General features: G+C 70.5%; 19 protein-coding genes and 1 riboswitch. Of the genes, 9 read left to right on the forward strand and 10 right to left on the reverse strand.

All coding sequences use genetic code 11. The features are described from left to right. Positions 1 to 33: 33 nt before the first annotated feature. Both ACFXA3_RS11555 and ACFXA3_RS11560 read right to left on the reverse strand, forming a co-directional pair. On the reverse strand, positions 34 to 495 hold the full coding sequence (locus ACFXA3_RS11555; protein ID WP_385185249.1) for a GNAT family N-acetyltransferase: 462 nt from the start codon (positions 493 to 495) through the stop codon (positions 34 to 36). Positions 496 to 507: 12 nt separating this feature from the next. After that, on the reverse strand, positions 508 to 1,395 hold the full coding sequence (locus ACFXA3_RS11560; protein WP_385185252.1) for a GNAT family N-acetyltransferase: 888 nt from the start codon (positions 1,393 to 1,395) through the stop codon (positions 508 to 510). A gap of 91 nt (positions 1,396 to 1,486) precedes the next feature. Between ACFXA3_RS11560 and ACFXA3_RS11565 the strand changes: the two genes are divergently transcribed. Together ACFXA3_RS11565 and ACFXA3_RS11570 are read left to right on the forward strand one after the other, a co-directional pair. Further along, entirely contained in the window at positions 1,487 to 2,137 is a 651-nt protein-coding gene (locus ACFXA3_RS11565; protein ID WP_385185255.1) for an HAD family hydrolase, read from the forward strand. Positions 2,138 to 2,277: 140 nt separating this feature from the next. Then, positions 2,278 to 3,462, forward strand: coding sequence for a globin domain-containing protein (locus ACFXA3_RS11570; protein ID WP_385185258.1), 1,185 nt, complete (start codon positions 2,278 to 2,280; stop codon positions 3,460 to 3,462). Between the two features lie 28 nt (positions 3,463 to 3,490). On the opposite strand, the gene ACFXA3_RS11575 is transcribed toward ACFXA3_RS11570, so the two are convergent. The 4 genes from ACFXA3_RS11575 to ACFXA3_RS11590 form a co-directional block, all read right to left on the reverse strand. Then, the gene (locus ACFXA3_RS11575) at positions 3,491 to 3,970 is read right to left on the reverse strand and encodes an NUDIX domain-containing protein (RefSeq protein ID WP_385185262.1); all 480 of its coding nucleotides are present in this window, start codon (positions 3,968 to 3,970) and stop codon (positions 3,491 to 3,493) included. Positions 3,971 to 4,056: 86 nt separating this feature from the next. After that, a complete protein-coding gene (locus ACFXA3_RS11580; protein ID WP_385185265.1) occupies positions 4,057 to 4,962 on the reverse strand; it encodes a LysR family transcriptional regulator in 906 nt (301 codons plus the stop codon). Between the two features lie 177 nt (positions 4,963 to 5,139). Beyond that, entirely contained in the window at positions 5,140 to 6,264 is a 1,125-nt protein-coding gene (locus tag ACFXA3_RS11585) for a cystathionine gamma-lyase (protein WP_385185292.1), read from the reverse strand. A 162-nt stretch (positions 6,265 to 6,426) separates the two neighbouring features. Beyond that, positions 6,427 to 6,807 (reverse strand): phage holin family protein, encoded by a 381-nt coding sequence (locus tag ACFXA3_RS11590; RefSeq protein ID WP_385185268.1) that lies wholly within the window; start codon positions 6,805 to 6,807, stop codon positions 6,427 to 6,429. An 89-nt stretch (positions 6,808 to 6,896) separates the two neighbouring features. On the opposite strand from ACFXA3_RS11590, the gene ACFXA3_RS11595 reads away from it, so the two are divergent. The 4 genes from ACFXA3_RS11595 (at position 6,897) to ACFXA3_RS11610 (ending at position 9,150) form a co-directional block, all read left to right on the forward strand. Beyond that, entirely contained in the window at positions 6,897 to 7,214 is a 318-nt protein-coding gene (locus tag ACFXA3_RS11595; RefSeq protein ID WP_030153240.1) for a cupin domain-containing protein, read from the forward strand. Between the two features lie 145 nt (positions 7,215 to 7,359). Further along, positions 7,360 to 7,587: a DUF5326 family protein gene (locus ACFXA3_RS11600; RefSeq protein WP_385185273.1), complete on the forward strand. Its 228-nt coding sequence runs from the start codon at positions 7,360 to 7,362 to the stop codon at positions 7,585 to 7,587. 269 nt (positions 7,588 to 7,856) lie between these two features. Further along, positions 7,857 to 8,603, forward strand: a complete 747-nt coding sequence (locus ACFXA3_RS11605) for an IclR family transcriptional regulator (RefSeq protein ID WP_385185276.1) — start codon at positions 7,857 to 7,859, stop codon at positions 8,601 to 8,603. 97 nt (positions 8,604 to 8,700) lie between these two features. Next, positions 8,701 to 9,150: an SsgA family sporulation/cell division regulator gene (locus ACFXA3_RS11610; RefSeq protein ID WP_376192568.1), complete on the forward strand. Its 450-nt coding sequence runs from the start codon at positions 8,701 to 8,703 to the stop codon at positions 9,148 to 9,150. Positions 9,151 to 9,200: 50 nt separating this feature from the next. Here ACFXA3_RS11610 and ACFXA3_RS11615 read toward each other — a convergent pair whose 3' ends face one another. Further along, the gene (locus ACFXA3_RS11615; protein ID WP_385185295.1) at positions 9,201 to 10,625 is read right to left on the reverse strand and encodes a YibE/F family protein; all 1,425 of its coding nucleotides are present in this window, start codon (positions 10,623 to 10,625) and stop codon (positions 9,201 to 9,203) included. An 81-nt stretch (positions 10,626 to 10,706) separates the two neighbouring features. After that, a riboswitch (TPP riboswitch) is annotated at positions 10,707 to 10,850 on the forward strand. On the opposite strand from ACFXA3_RS11615, the gene thiC reads away from it, so the two are divergent. After that, complete coding sequence (gene thiC, locus ACFXA3_RS11620) at positions 10,845 to 12,629, forward strand: phosphomethylpyrimidine synthase ThiC (RefSeq protein ID WP_385185280.1); 1,785 nt, start codon at positions 10,845 to 10,847, stop codon at positions 12,627 to 12,629. It overlaps the preceding riboswitch by 6 nt. A gap of 119 nt (positions 12,630 to 12,748) precedes the next feature. Further along, positions 12,749 to 13,813, forward strand: a complete 1,065-nt coding sequence (locus ACFXA3_RS11625) for an aldo/keto reductase (protein WP_385185298.1) — start codon at positions 12,749 to 12,751, stop codon at positions 13,811 to 13,813. Positions 13,814 to 13,827: 14 nt separating this feature from the next. On the opposite strand, the gene ACFXA3_RS11630 is transcribed toward ACFXA3_RS11625, so the two are convergent. Continuing rightward, on the reverse strand, positions 13,828 to 14,940 hold the full coding sequence (locus ACFXA3_RS11630; protein WP_385185283.1) for a glycosyltransferase: 1,113 nt from the start codon (positions 14,938 to 14,940) through the stop codon (positions 13,828 to 13,830). 256 nt (positions 14,941 to 15,196) lie between these two features. On the opposite strand from ACFXA3_RS11630, the gene ACFXA3_RS11635 reads away from it, so the two are divergent. Further along, the gene (locus ACFXA3_RS11635) at positions 15,197 to 16,030 is read left to right on the forward strand and encodes a hypothetical protein (RefSeq protein WP_385185286.1); all 834 of its coding nucleotides are present in this window, start codon (positions 15,197 to 15,199) and stop codon (positions 16,028 to 16,030) included. 67 nt (positions 16,031 to 16,097) lie between these two features. On the opposite strand, the gene ACFXA3_RS11640 is transcribed toward ACFXA3_RS11635, so the two are convergent. Both ACFXA3_RS11640 and ACFXA3_RS11645 read right to left on the reverse strand, forming a co-directional pair. Continuing rightward, positions 16,098 to 16,922: a hypothetical protein gene (locus ACFXA3_RS11640; protein ID WP_385185289.1), complete on the reverse strand. Its 825-nt coding sequence runs from the start codon at positions 16,920 to 16,922 to the stop codon at positions 16,098 to 16,100. A gap of 151 nt (positions 16,923 to 17,073) precedes the next feature. Continuing rightward, positions 17,074 to 17,967 (reverse strand): metallophosphoesterase, encoded by an 894-nt coding sequence (locus ACFXA3_RS11645; RefSeq protein WP_385185301.1) that lies wholly within the window; start codon positions 17,965 to 17,967, stop codon positions 17,074 to 17,076. Between the last annotated feature and the right edge of the window lie 12 nt (positions 17,968 to 17,979).

Genomic DNA, 17,979 nt, shown 5'->3' on the forward strand with positions numbered 1-17,979 from the left:
CGGGATGGCCGGGCCCGGCCCGCGTACGGGACGTCAGAGGGACAGCTTGAATCCGACGTGGGAAGCGGTGAAGCCGAGCCGCTCGTAGAAGCGGTGCGCGTCGGTGCGGGTCACGTCCGAGGTGAGCTGTACGAGTTGGCAGTTCTCGCGGCGGGAACGGTCGATGGCCCACTCGATGAACAGGGTGCCCAGACCGCCGCCCCGCTCGTCGGCGTGGACCCGGACGCCCTCGATGATCGAACGGGTGGCGCCCTTGCGGGAGAGGCCGGCAACGATGGTGAGCTGGAGGGTGCCCACGACGCGGTCTCCGCGGACCGCGACGACCACGTGCTGGTGGGGGTCGTCGGCCAGGCGCTTGAACGCCGCCCTGTACGGCGTCAGGTCGTCGGGCGATTCGCGGGTGGCGCCGAGGGGGTCGTCCGCGAGCATCGCGACGATGGCGGGGAGGTCCTCCTCGGTGGCGGGACGGATCTCCGGCTGGTCGGGGTCGGTCACGGCGCTCCTCTCTCAGCCCGCTGCCACGGTGAGCGGGGCCCATCGGCGGGTCCAGTCACCGGGGAGGCCGGGGATGTCGCGGGTCATCACGGCGTTGAACGCGATGGATTCGAGGCCGCGGTCCTTGAGCCAGCCGAGGAGTTCCTCGTGGCGTACGTCGATGTCCGTGCGCAGCGGCCGGTCGGTCGCGGCGGCGAGCGCGGTGACGAGTGCCCGGGCACCGGCGGTGTCCCGGGCGATCAGCGGCCCGATCACATGGGTCTCCATATTGGGCCAGATCGCGGCGTAGCCGACGAGTTCACCCCGGTCGTCCTCGGCGACCAGCAGCCGGTCCGCGAAGGCGGGAAGTCTCGCGATCACATGGGTCCGGTCGGTGCCGAAGACCTCGGTGTCCAGGCGGACGATCCGCGGGATGTCCTCGCCGGCCGCCGGCCGGACCGCCACGGAGGCCGTCTCCGTGCCGGCGGGCTCACCCCGGAACGTGCCGCGGAGCATTTCGGCGCGGCCCGTGGTGTCGAAGCCGAGCTCCTCGTAGAGCGGCCGGCCGTAGGGGGTGGCGTGGAGGGTGAGGGGGACGCCCTTGAGGACGTCGTCGCAGACGTACGCCATCAGGCGACGTCCCAGGCCCTGGCGGGCATAGCGCTCGGCGACGAGGACCATCCCGATGGCGGCCAGCTCCGGCCCGGCGTGGGTGTGCCCGTACGAGGTGACGACGCAGGCGGCGGCGAGCCCGTGGCCGTCCGGGGCGTCGATGCCGTAGCCGGTGCCCGCAGCGAGAAGCAGCCCCCACTTGTGGTCCTCGCGCGGCCACCCGCGGTCTTCGGACAGGTCGGCGCATGGGCGGAGATCGTCCACGGTCAGCGCACGGATCGGCAGGTCGGTGAGGTGTGGTGGTGTCACGGCCCCAGACTGGATCATCAGCCGGGGGGCGTCCAGAGGATTTGGGGGTGGATGTTTCACGTGAAACATCCCACGGGCTAGCCTCGCTGCCATGACCCTCCTGCACCTTTTCGATCTCGACGGGACCCTGATGTACGGCTCGGCGGCGCCGGTCGAGATCTCCCGGCAGCTCGGCCTGAGCGCGGAGATCGCCGAGCTGGAGCGGGCGTTCGGTGCACAGGAGATGGGGCCCCACGCGTTCTCGGTGGCGGCGCACGCGCTGTGGGCCGAGCTGACGCCCGCGCACGTCCGGGCGGCGTTCGAGGGCGCTCCGTGGCTCATGGGGATCCGCGACGTGTGGCGGGAGATCAGGGAGCGCGGGGACTACTGCGCGGTGATCTCGCTGTCACCGTCGTTCTTCGTGGAACTGCTGCTGGAGTGGGGCGCGCATGCCGCGCACGGATCGGTCTTTCCGGAGGTGCCCTTCACCCAGCCTGTGGACGCGGCCGGGATCCTGACCCCCGAGGGCAAGGTCGTGGTGGCGGACCGGCTGTGCGCGCAGTTCGGGGTGGGCCGGGCCGACTGTGTCGCGTACGGGGATTCGGCGACCGACGCGGTGCTGTTCGAAGCCGTTCCGGTCTCGGTGGCGGTCAACGCGCGGCCGTATCTGGCGGAGCGGGCGACACACGTCTACGAGGGCCGGGACCTGAGGGACGCCTATCGGCTCGTGGCGGAGGTACGCCCGGAAGTCCAGGCATCTTAAGGGGACGGTGGATTCGAAACGCGGACTTTCCGTGTTTCCCCGCGGGTGGTTGGGGCGGCTGGCAGGCTTTGAGGCCCGGAACCACGGATTCGAAAGCCGTGGCGTGCTTACCGACCGAGATGTTCGAAGCGAGGCACCGCATGGACGCTCCGCCCACCAGATCGGCCAGACGGACGGCCCGGATACCGTCCGGGGGCGGTGCGGCCGAGCCCTCCCCCGATGCTCTGCTCATCCGCCGGACCCTGGAAGAGATCGGACCCGTCGCCGACCGGGTGACCTCGTACTTCTACGCCCTGGTGTTCACCGGGCATCCGGAGGTGCGGGGCATGTTCCCGGCCGCCATGGACGCACAGCGCGACCGGCTGCTGAAGGCGCTGCTGACCGCCGCCGAGAACATCGACAACCCCGACGTGCTCGTGCCGTATCTGCGCCGGCTGGGCTCCGGGCACCGCAAGTACGGCACGATGGCCGGCCACTATCCGGTGGTGGGCGAGGCCCTGATCAGTGCGCTGGCCCGGTACGCGGACCGCAGCTGGGGGCCGGAGACGCAGGCCGCGTGGGTGCGGGCCTACACCGCGATGTCCCAGATCATGATCGACGCGGCGGCCGAGGACGAGGTGAAGCGGCCCGCCTGGTGGCATGCGGAGGTGGTTTCGCACGATCTGCGCACCCCTGACATCGCCGTACTGACGCTCCGCCCCGACCAGCCGTACTCCTTCCTCGCGGGCCAGTACACGAGCCTGGAGACGCCCTGGTGGCCCCGGGTGTGGCGGCACTACTCCTTCGCGTCGGCGCCGCGTGCCGACGGGCTGCTGTCCTTCCACGTCAAGGCCGTTCCGGCGGGCTGGGTCTCCAACGCGCTGGTGCGGCACGCCCGGCCCGGGGACATCCTGCGTCTCGGCCCGCCGGCCGGGTCGATGGTGGTGGACCACTCCACGGACAACGGGATGCTGTGCCTGGGCGGCGGTACCGGCATCGCCCCGATCAAGGCACTGATCGAGGACGTGGCGGAGCACGGTGAGCGCCGCCCCGTGGAGGTGTTCTTCGGGGCGCGCAGCGACGGCGACCTGTACGACAAGGACAACCTGCTGGGGCTGCAGCGCTCGCATCCGTGGCTGTCGGTGCGCCCGGTGGTCTGCGAGGGCCTGGCCGGGCAGCTGCCCCATGCGGTCGGCGAACACGGGCCCTGGAGCTCGTACGACGCCTTCATCTCCGGGCCGCCCGCGATGATCCGCAGCGGTGTGAACGAGCTCAAGCGGATCGGGATACCCGGGGACCGGATCCGTTTCGACGCGGTGGAGGAACTGGCCGCCGTCGCCGGCTGAGACCCGGGCCGGGTGGCCCGGGACCGGATCAGCCCAGGTCGGGGGCGTGCATGGCGCGCACACCCTCGATGTTGCCGTCGAGGTAGTGCCGTAGGGACAGCGGGACCAGGTGGACGGCGGCGATGCCCACGCGGCTGAAGGGCACGCGGACGATCTCGTACTCGCCCTCGGGTTCGTCGACTTCCGGGCCGTGCCGCTGGCTGGGGTCCATGGATTCGAGGTGGCAGACGAAGAAGTGCTGCACCTTCACGCCGGTCACCCCGCCGTCGGCGATGTGCTCGACGGTGTCGACGAAGCAGGGCACCACATCGGTGATCTTCGCGCCGAGTTCCTCGTGGAGTTCTCTGTGGAGGGCGTCGACGACGGTGGCGTCCGAGGGCTCCACCCCGCCGCCGGGGGTGAGCCAGTACGGATCGACGCCGGGCTTGGTGCGCTTGATGAGGATCAGGTCGCCGCCGTCGAGCAGGATCGCGCGGGCGGTGCGTTTGACCACGGGACGTTCGGTCATGGGAGAAGAGTGGCCCGGACCGTGGTGTCTGAAACGCGTCCGGGGGAAACGGTCCGCACACCGGAAGCGGAGGCGCGCCGGCGTGCTCACCAGTGGGCCGCGGCGTGCAGCAGCCGTTCGTGCGCACGGGCGAGATGGGCGAGTGCGAGACTGCCGGCCCGTACGACGAGGAACCAGGTCCGCAGCGGTGGTACGGGCGGCTCCAGCAGGGCGACGACCTGCCCGCGGTCGAGGGCGTCCTGGCACAGGTACCTGGGCAGGACGGCGAGTCCGGCGCCGGCCCGTACACATTCCAGTACGGCCCGCAGGTCCGGGGCGACGACGGTGGCGGCATCGGGCCGGGTGCCGGGCCGGCTCTCGAAGACCGAGGCCCAGTAGCGGGCGACGAGCGGCAGCGTCTCGTGGACCTCGACGAGCGGAATGCCGTCGAGGGCGGCGGGGCCGGACTCGCGCAGCCGGTCGGGGTCGACGAGGGCCGCCCAGTAGGGCGCCGCGACCAGCACGTGCTCCTCGTCGCACAGGGCGGTCGCGGTGAACAGTCCGCCGCGCGGGCGGGCGGTGGTGACGACGAGGTCGTGGTGGCCGGCGGCGAGCCCGTCGAGGACTTCCTCGGCGCCGGCCCGCAGGACGGTGCGCAGGGTGTGGCCCTGGCCGACGAGAGGTGCGAGGGCGGGCAGGACGCGCTGGCACAGGAACTCGGGAGGGCCGGCGACGTGCAGGGTCCGTAAGGCGCCGGCGGCCTCGCGTTCCGCCTCGGTGATCCGCAGCAGGGCGTCGAGGTGCGGGGCGGCCTTGTGGGCGAGCTCGTCGCCGACGGCGGTGGGGGTGACCCCACGGGCCCTGCGGTGGAACAGGGGCCGTCCCAGCTGGCGTTCGAGGGTGCGGATCTGGGAGGTGACGGCGGGCTGGGACAGCCCGAGGAGCGCGGCGGCCCGGGTGAACGAGCCCGCCCGGTGCACGGCGACGAAGGTGCGCAGCAGGGCCAGGTCCATGAAGGCCCCTCTCGGTGGGGACCTTCAACTATAAATATGCCGATAGGACCCTGTCGTTACCGTGATTGGACTCTGACGCTGAGTCAACTAGCCTTGACCGCGTGGTTCTTCGCGCGCGGAACCCGGGGCGGTCCGAGCCACTAGGGGGGAGGCTCGGACCGCTCTTCTTCCGGCTGCTCAGGCGCCGCCGCCCGCTGCGTCGAGGGCCCGCAGCACGTCCGCGACCAGGTCGTCGGTGTCCTCGGCCCCGGCCGAGAAGCGGATGAAGCCCTCGGGGACGGGATCGCCGCCCCACCGACCGCGCCGCTCCGCGGTGGACCGGACGCCGCCGAAGCTGGTGGCGTCCTCGACCAGGTGCAGGGCCGCCATGAAGCGTTCGGCGTGCCCGCGGTCGGCGAGGGTGAAGGAGACGACGGACCCGAAGCCCCGCATCTGCCGGGCGGCCGTCTTGTGCGACGGGTCCGACGGCAGCCCGGGGTGGCGCAGCCCGCTGACGTCCGCACGGCCGGCCAGCGCTTCGGCGACGGCCAGCGCGTTGGCCCACTGGCGCTGGGCGCGCAGCTGGATGGTCGCCAGGGAGCGGTGGGCGAGCCAGACCTCCATCGGACCCGGGATCGCCCCGATGATCTTCCGCCAGCGCCGGACGGCGGCGGCGAGCCCGGGGTCGCGGCAGACCACGTAGCCGAGCAGGAGGTCACCGTGGCCGGTGAGGCCCTTGGTGCCGCTGGCGACGGAGAAGTCCGCGCCGAGTTCCAGGGGCCGCTGACCGAGCGGGGTGGCGAGGGTGTTGTCGACGGCGACCAGGGTGCCGCCGGCGTGGGCGGCCTCGGCCAGGCGCCGGATGTCGCACACGTCGAGCCCGGGGTTGGAGGGGGTCTCGATCCACAGCAGCCGGGCCCCGCCCAGGACGGCGAGCTGTGCGTCGTCACCGGTCGCGGCGGTGCGGACGTGGATCCCGTAGGCCTCCAGCTGTTCCCGGACCAGGGGAAGGGCCTGGTAGCCGTCGTCGGGCAGGACGACGGTGTCGCCGGTGCGGGCCTGGGACAGGAGGACGGCGGAGACCGCGGCCATGCCGGAGGCGAAGACCACGGTCTCCACGTCCTCCCGGCCGGGTGCTTCGAGTTCCCCGATGGCCCGCTCCAGCAGGGTCCAGGTGGGGTTGCTGTCGCGGCCGTAGGTGTACGGGCCCGCCACGTCGCCGGGGAGGTGGAAGTGGGCGGCGAAGACGGGTCCGGGCAGGGGTGGTTCGTTCTTGACGGGCTCGGGCAGTCCGGCGCGCACGGCCAGGGTGCCGTCGCCGATGGCGTCCGCCCGTGGGGCGCGGGCCGCAGGGCCGGCTCCGGCCGCCGCGGGTTGCGCCGGGGTCGCTGCTGCCTCGTCGGCATGGTCGTTCACGCGATGTGCTCCTTCACTGCCTCGGACTGCCGGGCCGGGTGGCGCGGCGGCCGGGGATCGCTCAGTCCTTCAGTCCTTGTCGGGCAGGACCATGTTCACGGCCCAGGAGACGACGGAGATGATCAGGCCGCCGAGCAGGGCGGTCCAGAAACCGTCGACGTGGAAGCTGAGGTCGAGCTGCTTGGCCAGCCACGAGGTCAGCATCAGCATCAGGGCGTTCACGACGAGGGTGAACAGCCCGAGGGTGAGGACGAACAGCGGCAGCGAGAGGAGCTTCACCACCGGCTTGACGATCAGGTTGACCAGGCCGAAGACCAGAGCGACCAGGATCAGTGTGAGGGTCCTGCGGCCCAGGGAGCTGTGGTCGTCCAGCGTGATGCCGGAGAGCAGCCAGATGGCGACGGCCAGGGCTGCCGCGTTCGCGAGCGTCTTGACTACGAAATTCGTCATGTGTCTGATCGTGGCAGAGAAGATCCTGGTGGGACATCGGCAGTTTTGCGGATGACAAAGAACACGTGAGAGCAAGGGGCACAACGACGATGAAGGCCTTCCGGCTGGACGAGCTCGAGGCGGAGCGGCTCGCGAACGACGGCGCCTATCTGCAGTTCCTGCGCGAACGGAACATGTCGGTCGGCCTGTACGCGCTCGACGCCGGCCAGAGCGACCCGCAACAGCCGCACCGCCAGGACGAGGTGTACTTCGTGGTGAGCGGACGTGCCTCGATCACGGTCGGCGAGGAGACGACGACGGTGGCGCGCGGCAGCGTCGTCTACGTCCCCGCCGGGGTGGTGCACAAGTTCCACCACATCACCGAAGACCTGCGGGTCCTCGTGGTGTTCTCCCCGCCGGAGGCGTAGCGGGAGGACCGCGTCCCAGGGTCGGATGCCCCGATTCCCCTAGGGGGCGGATCAGGGGAGTCCGGGGGCTCACGGGCCCCCGGACGCTTGGGCGGACTCCTAGCATCGAGAGCAGGAAGTCACGGCTGAGGAAGAGGTTGAGGACATGGACGGGATCCGAGAGACGTTCGCAGGCATGCCCTGGTGGGTCAAGTGGGTCGCGATCCCGCTTCTGGTGCTGTTCGTCTTCGGTGGCGTCATCACCAGCATCCTGGGTGCACTGATCTCGTTCGTCTTCAAGCTGCTGCTCTTCGTCGCGCTCGTCGGCGGTCTGGTCTTCGTCGTCAAGAAGTTCACCGGCAGCGGTTCGAAGTCCTCCTCCGGCGGCTGGTAGGCGTCAATCCCGGCGGTAACCCGGGCGGGGGAACGTGGGACGGCATACCGCCCATGTGGCGGGAATCGGCGGATAGAGTCGCAATCTGTGCCGTCCCCTGGGCGCCGGACGCCGGTGGTGCCGCCCTGACATGCGGTTTTCTCCAGTTCCGACCGAGTACCACCCCCAGGAACCGCGGCCTGTGCGGGGGCGGCCCCCGCCGGGCGGGCCCTCCCCAGGCCCGCCGCCACGCCTGGGGGTGAGCTTTGTCTTCGGTTCACAATGCCGGTGTGCCGACGCTGATCGGTTCGGTGCAGCGCGCGTTGAGGCTGCTCGAAGCAGCGGGTTCCCACCGGGAGGGGGCCCCGGCCAAACAACTGGCGCGCGAGGCCGGACTGCCGCTCCCCACCGCGTACCACCTGCTGCGCACCCTCACCCACGAGGGCTATCTGCGGCGCGAGGGCGGAGTGTTCCTGCTCGGCGCCGCCGCCGGGCGGCTGGCGGGTGGCGGACTACAGCAGAAACGTCGCAGCATGATCCTCGACTCCCTCGCGCACTTCCGCGACGCGGTCGGGGCCCCCGTCTACTTCGCGGTCTTCCGCGCGGGTGAGATCGAGCTCGTCGGCGTCTCGGACACTCCGGCCAGCCCCGCGGTCGAGGAGTGGGCCGATTTCCGTGCGACCGGCCACGCGCACGCCATCGGGCAGTGCCTGCTGGCCCAGCTCGACGAGAAGACGCGCAGGGACTATTACGACCGGCACCCCGTCGAGGCGGTCACCCAGTACACCGTCAGGGACCAGCGTGCCCTGGAAACCCGGATCGGCTCTCTCGGACGCATGGAGCCGGTTACGGAGCGTCAGGAATATGCGCTGGGCACGGTCTGTGCCGCCATCCCCATCACTGCAGGCGATACCGCCGCAACCATGGCGATTTCCCTCCCTTTGCACCAGGAGGAACGATTGCTTTATGTGGTCAATCGGCTACGGAGTGAAGTAGGCGCGCTGTTGAGCACCCTCTCGTTCTCTATCAGTATCTGAAAACTCACTCCTTGTGATCTGCAAGCGCTTCCACCACCCTTGTCAAGAGGGCCCTGGGGGATCATTCCTGGCCACTTCCACTACAGCGGGGTAGTCCATGCGCGAGTCGGTACAGGCAGAGGTCATGATGAGCTTCCTCGTTTCCGAGGAGCTCTCGTTCCGGATCCCGGTGGAACTCCGGTACGACACCCGTGACCCCTACGCAGTGCGGCTGACCTTCCACCTTCCCGGAGACGCGCCCGTGACCTGGGCGTTCGGCCGCGAACTCCTCCTCGACGGGATCAACAAGCCGTGCGGTGACGGCGATGTGCACATCGCCCCCACCGATCCCGACGAGCTGTCCGACGTCCACATCAGGCTCCAGGTCGGTTCCGACCGGGCGCTGTTCCGTGCCGGCGCGGCGCCTCTCGTCGCGTTCCTCGACCGCACCGACCGGCTTGTTCCGCTCGGTCAGGAGCGCAACCTCGGCGACTTCGAGGAGAACCTCGACGAGGCACTGGACCGGATCCTGGCCGAGGCGCGGCAGAACGAGCAGAACGCGGGCTGAGCGGACCGGCCGAGCCGAGCCGCCCCGGGCCCCCGAGCCACCCGGGTCGCTCAGCGCTTGCGCCGCCGCCCCCGGCCTCCGCGGACCGGCCCCGAGGCCCCCGCCGCGGCCGGGGATCCCGGCCGGTCGGCCGATACCACCAGCGCGGCGAGCGCCGTGGTCACCGGCACCGAGGCCACCAGGCCGATCGACCCGACGAGGGTCCGTACGATCTCCTCCGCCACCAGCTCGCTGTTGGCCACCGAACCCATGCTGCTGTTCGCGATCGAGAACAGCAGCAGCAGGGGAAGCGCGGCGCCCGCGTAGGCCAGGACCAGGGTGTTGACCACCGAGGCGATGTGGTCACGGCCGATGCGGATGGCCGCGCGGTACAGGGCGCGGGGGCCCATCGTCGAGTCGGCCTGGTGGAGTTCCCAGACCGCCGACGTCTGTGTGACCGTTACGTCGTCGAGCACGCCGAGCGATCCGATGATCACGCCTGCAAGCAGCAGACCGCTCATGTCGATGTCCGGGTAGAGCCCGTGGATCAGGCCGGTGTTGTCGTCGGTGTTGCCGCTGAGGAACGCCCAGTCGACGAAGACGGTTCCGAGCAGGCCGATCAACAGCAGCGAGACGAGCGTGCCCAGGACGGCGACGGATGTGCGGGCGCTCAGGCCGTGGCACATGTAGAGCGCGATGAGCATGATGGCGCTCGCGCCGACGACGGCGACGACCAGCGGGTTGGAGCCCTGCAGGATCGCCGGGAGGATGAACAGGGTCAGCACGCCGAAGCTGACGACCAGCGCGATCAGCGCGAACAGGCCGCGCATCCGGCCGACGACGACCACCGCCACCGCGAAGATGCCGGCCAGCACGGCCAGGGGCAGCTTGCGGTTCACGTCGACCACGGAGTACTGCAGGTCCCGCGGCGCGTCCGGCGCGTACGCGACGACCACCTCCTGGCCGTCCTTCAACTGCCGCGGCGCGCCCGGCTGGACGATCTCGAAGAAGGTGCGGCCCTTGTCGGATCCGGTGCCGACCTCGATCGTGGCCTTCTTGCACTCGCCGGTCTGCGCGGCCTTGGCCTCGCGGCCCTCGGGGGCGGTGGGGTTGCTCGTGGGCGGCACCTGCGAGGCGTTCACCGACTTGCAGTCGACCTGTTCGAGCGCGACCACCCGGCCCTGCTGGGTCTGCCTGTCGAAGCCCACCCCGGAGCGCTCGTGGGCGGGGGCGCCACCCGGCCAGAGCACCACCAGGCCGACGAAGACGGCGGCGGCGAAGGGGATCAGCACCGCCGCGATGACCTTGCGCAGGTGCTTCGAGACGGGAGCCGCCGGCCCGTGGCCGTGCGAGTGGCCGTGGGAGTGCCCCTGGGCGGGAGCGTGGTCATGCCCGGGGGAGTGCGCCTGAGCGGGACCGTGGTCATGTCCGTGGCCCGTGTGCGCGTGGTCGTCGTGACCCGTGGGCTGGGTGGGCGTGGTGGGGGGCTGCGGCATGGACGTCACCGGCCGATCATCGCAAGAGTTGAGGGGGCCCACTGTTCAGCACGCCACAGATGACGCTAGCGTGGGGGCACCTTTGCACAACGCGGGAGCTCGGAGCACCGGGCTGAGAGGGCGCTGATCACCGTACGCAGCACACATGCGGACGGGAAGAGGCTGCGTCGACCGCCGAACCTGTTACCGGGTAATGCCGGCGTAGGGAGATCAGGTCTCATGACCATTCAGGATGCACGCACGCCTGCCGTCAGCCAGGACGCCGACGGCACCGAGCGCCAGCCGGGCTGGCACAAGGGCTATGTGGCGGGCTCCCGCCCCGACATCCGGGTGCCGGTCCGCCAGGTCCACCTCACCAACGGCAAGGACGTGACGCTCTACGACACGTCCGGGCCGTACACCGACCCGCAGATCGAGACCGACGTGCGGCGCGGGCTGGCGCCGCTGCGCGAGAACTGGATCATCGGCCGCGGCGACACCGAGGAGTACGCCGGCCGCCCCGTGCGTCCCGAGGACGACGGCATCAAGCACACCTCGCCGCGCGGTGGCCTCAAGAACCTCGACGCGGTCTTCCCGGGCCGCCCGCGCCAGCCCCGTCGTGGCCGCGGCGGCGCCGCGGTCACGCAGCTCGCGTACGCCCGCCGTGGTGAGATCACCCCGGAGATGGAGTACGTCGCGATCCGCGAGAACGTCTCCCCCGAGGTCGTGCGCGAGGAGATCGCCGCAGGTCGCGCGGTGCTTCCGGCGAACGTGAACCACCCGGAGATCGAGCCGATGATCATCGGTAAGCGGTTCCTGGTGAAGGTCAACGCCAACATCGGCAACTCCGCCGTCACTTCCTCCATCGAGGAAGAGGTCGACAAGATGACCTGGGCGACCAAGTGGGGCGCCGACACGGTCATGGACCTCTCGACGGGCCGCAACATCCACACCACCCGCGAGTGGGTGCTGCGCAACTCCCCCGTGCCGATCGGCACCGTGCCGCTCTACCAGGCACTGGAGAAGGTCGACGGCCGCGCCGAGGACCTGACCTGGGAGATCTACAAGGACACGGTCATCGAGCAGGCCGAGCAGGGCGTGGACTACATGACGGTCCACGCCGGCGTGCTGCTGCCGTACGTGCCGCTGACCGCCCGCCGCAAGACCGGCATCGTCTCGCGCGGCGGCTCGATCATGGCCGCCTGGTGCCTGGCGCACCACAAGGAGAACTTCCTCTACACGAACTTCGAGGAGCTCTGCGAGATCCTCGCGACGTACGACGTCACGTACTCGCTGGGCGACGGCCTGCGTCCCGGCTCGATCGCGGACGCCAACGACGCCGCGCAGTTCGCCGAGCTGAAGACCCTGGGCGAGCTGAACACGATCGCCAAGCGGCACAACGTGCAGACCATGATCGAGGGCCCCGGGCACGTCCCGATGCACAAGATCAAGGAGAACATCGACCTCCAGCAGGAGATCTGCGAGGAGGCGCCGTTCTACACGCTCGGCCCGCTGACCACGGACGTCGCCCCGGCGTACGACCACATCACCTCCGGCATCGGCGCCGCGATGATCGCCTGGTGGGGCACCGCGATGCTCTGCTACGTCACGCCGAAGGAGCACCTAGGCCTGCCCAACCGCGACGACGTGAAGACCGGCGTCATCACCTACAAGATCGCCGCTCACGCGGCGGACCTGGCCAAGGGCCACCCGGGCGCCCAGGAGTGGGACGACGCCCTGTCGGACGCGCGGTTCGAGTTCCGCTGGGAGGACCAGTTCAACCTGGCCCTCGACCCGGACACGGCCCGCGAGTTCCACGACGAGACGCTCCCGGCGGAGCCGGCCAAGACCGCGCACTTCTGCTCCATGTGCGGTCCGAAGTTCTGCTCGATGAAGATCTCCCAGGACATCCGCCGTGAGCACGGCGGTGACCTGAAGGCCGATGAGATCGAGGCGGGCATGGCGGAGAAGTCCGCCGAGTTCGCGGCGAGCGGCAACCGGGTGTACCTGCCCCTGGCGGACTGACCCGACCGCTGAGGCGGCCGTTGCTCCGGGGAGCGGGAGGGGACTCCCCGGAGCGGCGGCCGGCACGGAAACGCTTGCGCTGGAGCACGCTCCAGCTCATACAGTGCGGGCCCATGACCATGAGATACCGCAGTCTGGGCCGTACCGGCATGGAAGTCAGTGCGCACTGCCTCGGCACGATGATGTTCGGAGCGGTGGGGAACCCGGACCACCAGGAGTGCGTGCGGATCATCCACGCCGCGCTCGATCAGGGGATCAACTTCGTCGACACCGCGGACATGTACTCCGCCGGGGAGTCCGAGCAGATCGTAGGCAAGGCGCTCAAGGGCCGGCGCGACGATGTCGTGCTCGCCACGAAGGTCCACTTCCAGATGGGGGAGGGACGCAACCGCAGCGGGAACTCGCGGCGGTGGATCGTGCGGGCGGTGGAGGACAGCCTGCGGCGGCTGGGCACCGAATGGATCGACCTTTACCAGGTGCACCGGCCCGACCACACGACGGACGTCGAGGAGACCCTCTCGGTCCTCGGTGACCTGGTGCGGGCCGGCAAGATCCGGTCCTTCGGCTGTTCCACCTTCCCGGCCGAGGAGATCGTCGAGGCCCATCACGTCGCAGAGCGGCGGGCCCTCCCGCGGTTCAGGACCGAGCAGCCTCCGTACTCGATCCTCGCCCGGGGGATCGAAGCCTCCGTACTGCCCGTCGCCCGGCGCCACGGGATGGGCGTGCTGACCTGGAGCCCGCTCGCATCCGGCTTCCTGAGCGGCAGGCACCGGCTCGGCGGGCCCGTCGACCTGAGCTCGGGGAGGGCGGCGCTGACACCGGCACGCTTCGACCCGGCGATCCCGGGCAACACCGCGAAGCTGGAGGCGGTGGAAGAGCTCGTCGGCCTCGCCGACGAAATCGGCTGCACCCTGCCCGAACTGGCGGTCGCCTTCCCCCTCGCGCACCCCGCGGTCACCTCGGTGATCATCGGCCCGCGGACCATGGACCAGCTCGACTCACTGGTCAAGGGAGCGGGTCTGGTCCTCGACGACGCGGCGCTCGACCGGATCGACGAGATCGTGCCGCCGGGGACCAACCTCTACCACCCGGACGGGGTGTGGCGCCCGCCGGCCCTCACCGACGCCGCGCAGCGGCGACGGGCGCCGGGGGACCGTGCCGCAAGGGAGGACGCGGGGCTGTAGACCGGACGTCCCGGTCAGCCCCGGATCTTCGTGCGGCGCGATGTTTCACGTGAAACAGGGACGGACGGCGCGCTGTGGGCCACGGCGAAGCCCCGATTGGTCTTCGTCTGACGGCGGATGGCATCGGGCAGGTCGGGCAGCGCCAGCAGCCGGTCACAGGCGCGCAGCGAGGCCTCCATGTCACCCACCCAGTACGCGGTGATGGAGTGCTCGAAGAGCAGCCCCCACTGGTAGACCCAGGGCTGGACGAACAGCAGGTCTGCCGGTGCGGGCCGGTCCAGGACGGCCGTGGTGATCGCGTGCGCAGCGTGGTGGCGGCCCAGCATCCTGAGCCTGGAGGCCAGTTCGTAGCAGGCTTCCAGGCGGCTGGGCCGTGACTCCCAGGCGCGTGAGAGTGCGTCCATGCCGGCCGGCCAGTCGCCCGCCTCGGCGTTCAGAACGCCGACCTGGAGCAGGGCGTAGTAGACCTCTTCGGCCCAGCCGCCCATGGCCGCGCACTGCTCGTAGAGCCTGATCGCCTCCGCGGTATCGCCCATGTCGCGCATCGTCTGGGCGAGGTAGAACACCGTCCGGGTGTTGGCGGGATCCTGTTTGAGTGCGGCGCCGAGCAGACGGGCGTCGCGTTCGAACTTGTCGTGCCGGGAACCCCCGTCCGCGTGGTCCTCGATGAACAGGGCGTCCAGGTTCTGCTGGAAGCCTGGCCGCTGGTCGTACTCGCCGGGCTGGTCGCAGGTCAGGTACTCGTGCGTGACGCCCTCGTACCGCCAGGGGAGATCTCCGCGCACCAGGCGCTTGATGCGGTACTCCGTAGCGCCCTCGTGGCGGAGCATGTACGACTGCGCCGTGAGCGGGGGCAGCGGCCCGCTGCGACGCAGGACGAGGTCGGCGTCGAGCAGGAGCAGATAGTCGGCCTTGCCCCGGGCGTGCGCGATGTTCAGGCTGCGGTTGTGGCCGAAGTCGGCCCAGGGTTCCTCGTGGAGCTCTCCCGGGATCCCGTGCAGGGCGCTGCGGATGAGGTCCTGGGTGCCGTCGGTGGAACCGGTGTCGGAGATGACCCAGGTGTCGATGAGGTCCCTCACCGAGGTGAGGCAGCGCTCGATGACGGCGGATTCGTTCTTCACGATCATGCAGAGGCAAATGGTCGGCTTCACGGCCGCTGACCCTAGGGACGGCGCCGTCCGGGCCGGGAGCGGCACGCCGGACGCGGCCCCGGGTGGCTCTCGCGGGGACCGCCAAGTGGCTGCGTGCGCTGGTCCGATCCGCTGACAGGCGGGCGAGCCGGAGGGGAACACGGGGCAGGAATCTTCAGGATGACCCGCGGAGTCCGGTCGTTTGTCCGGACTTCGGGTGATCATTCGATCCGGTGCACGCGAGGAGCGGTACATGAGTTCTGAGGACAGGGCCCGATCCATCGGGGGGCCTTTGCCCCGTCGGGCCGGCTGGCTGGCCGGAGGTGCCTTCGCCTCCGTGGCGCTGGTGCTGGCGAGCATCGCGGCCCCGGCTGCCACTGCCGCTCCGCAGGCTGCAGGGACGGTGGCTGCGCCGAGTGGGGACCGCTGCGACGTGGCGAAGAGCAAGAACAAGGCGATGCGCGCGTCCAAGACGGCCGGTCAGTCTTCGGGCGACCGGTGCAACCGCGGCCCGACCGGGCCGCGGGGACACAGGGGCGCGACCGGCCCGACCGGGCCGGCCGGTTCCACGGGTGCCGCAGGTGCCGCGGGCCTGACGGGTCCGGCGGGTGTGCAGGGGCTGACGGGCCCGACCGGCCCGACCGGCCCGACCGGGCCGCGGGGTCACAGGGGCGAGCAGGGACGCAAGGGCGACCCGGGTCACAGGGGCCCGACCGGTCCCGTCGGCCCGTGCCAGGACGTCGACGCCCTCACGATCGAGGGGGCCGAGGTCAAGGCCGTCCTCACCAACGGGAAGGCCTACGCCGGTATCCGCCAGGTCCCGACCGCCACCCCCAGCGCGTTCGTCTGGTACGACCTGACCAATGGCTTCACGCCGCCGAACACCTTTCCGGCCGGCGCCTGTGCCATCTCCGTCGCCCGCTACGGCGCCACCCCGACCCGTGTGACGATCCAGGTCTTGACCACCACGAACCTGCTGTACGAGACCATCTGTGCCCAGGGCGGAACGACCACTGCGCCGACCCTCATCTGCGACAAGGTCTGGGTGCCGGTCAACGCCCTCAGCAGCGCCACTCTCCGCAGCTAGTCAGCTCTCGCTCTGGGGCCGCCCGGAGCGTAACCGGCTTCCGGGCAACGGACGTCGGACCGTTCCCTCACCGGGGCCCGCTCTCCGGGCCGCCGAAGTCCGGGCCGGTGAAGTCCGGCGGTGTGTAGCCGGGGCGGGGTCCCTGTGAAGTGGACCCCGGACTGGTGAAGTCGGGCCGGGTGTATCCCAGGTTGGGGATGCGCCCGGCCTTCGGCGTACCGGGGGCCGGATACACCGGCCCCGCACTCGGATCGGCCAGCGCGTCCCGGAGGAACGGCAGGATGCCCCGCTCCAGCAGGGCGTGCCGCCAGGCCTCGCGGGCCCGCGCGACGTCGTCGGATATCGCCTCGCCGTCGTCCTGGGCCACCACCTCGGTCGCGCTGTTGCGCACGGCCGTCACCAGCAGGCCGATCACCGCGAAGACCAGCGACACCACGGTCAGCGCACCGAACAGCCAACCGGCCGTCAGCATCGTTTCGGCGAAGGCCGGTTCGGGCTCGACGGCCTTCAGGATGTAGCCCACCAGCAGGAAGATCAGCATCGCGGTGCCGGCCAGGACCGGAGCGAGCACCGCGATCACGGCGCCCGCGCCCGCGCCGTCCTCGCCCTCGCCCTGCCCGCCGGCCTGGTCCCCGGCCGATCCGGGCGTGGCCAGGGCCTCGTCGCGCCGTTCCCCGCGGAGTTTGACGTAGTGGTCGTACTCGGCCGCGGCGGCGGCCGTCAGCAGCGCGGTGGCCCCGATGGCCATCGTGCGCAGTTGTTCGGCGTTCAGACGCTCGCCGAGAGCGGCGAGCTCGGGCCGTTCGTGCGCGGTGCGCAGCGCCTCGTCGAGGAGCCGATCGAACTCCGGTCGGTCTTCGGTCAGCAGGTGCGGAGCGCTGTTCATGTGCATCCCCCGATGCTCCGTGGGGACCGGTTGGCCCGCGTAGACCCGGGCGCCGGCACAAAACGGAGGAGAGCCTGCTACGGATAGGGCGATGGTAGAGCGCCCATGCCACGCGGTGACAGGGGCTTTCCTTAAATTACCCCCGTTCTGATAACCCTCAGTCGTTCAACGGGAGTTGTACGACCAGCAGTTTGCCCGCCATCGTGACCCCGCCGTCCATCGCGATGGCCAGTCCTTCCGCGTACACGTGCGGGCCGTTCACGGCCTCCGGGCCGCGCGACTCGTCGCCGTCCTCGGTGCCCACTTCGCCCAGCAGGTACGGGATGGGACTGTGCCCGTGCACGACGCGGCCGCCGCCGTAGGTGTCGAGGAGTTCGCGTACGGCCTGGGGGCCGGTCTCCTCGTCGCGGAAGGCGAACCGCTTCGTGAACTTGCGGAACAGGTCCCACGTGATGTCGGCGTCGTTGCGGTTGAGCAACTCGTGGATGGTGTCGTTGACGTCCTCGATGGAGTCGCCGTAGTCGAGGTACGCGGTGGTGTCGGAGTGCAGCAGCAGGTGCCCGTCCACCAGCACGGCCGCGTCCAGCCGCGACATCCACTGCAGGTGGACGTCCTCCAGGCGCTCCATGTCGGTGCGCTGGCCGCCGTTGAGCAGCCAGGCGGCCTGGAAGGTGGCGGTGCCGGCGCCCGAGGCGACGGGGGTGTCGCCGAACCGCTTGGCGCCGATGAGCAGCAGTTCGTGGTTGCCCATGAGGGCCTTGCAGTATCCGCCGGCGGCCGCGGCCTCGGCGGACAGCCGCATGACGAGGTCGATGACGCCGATGCCGTCGGGGCCGCGGTCGGTGAAGTCGCCGAGGAACCAGATGCGGGCGTTGCCGGCCGACCAGCGGTGGTCGGCGTCGATGAGGCCCTGGGCCTGGAGTTCGGTGACGAGCTCGTCCAGGTAGCCGTGGACGTCGCCGACGACGTGGCGAGTCCCGAGGCCGTCGGTTCCTGGTACAGCCAGGAGACCGGGACCGGCCGGGACAGCGCGGCGGAGAGCCGTGCGCAGAGCCGGCCCGCG

This window comes from Streptomyces sp. NPDC059456 (assembly GCF_042750055.1).
Classification (GTDB): Bacteria; Actinomycetota; Actinomycetes; order Streptomycetales; family Streptomycetaceae; genus Streptomyces.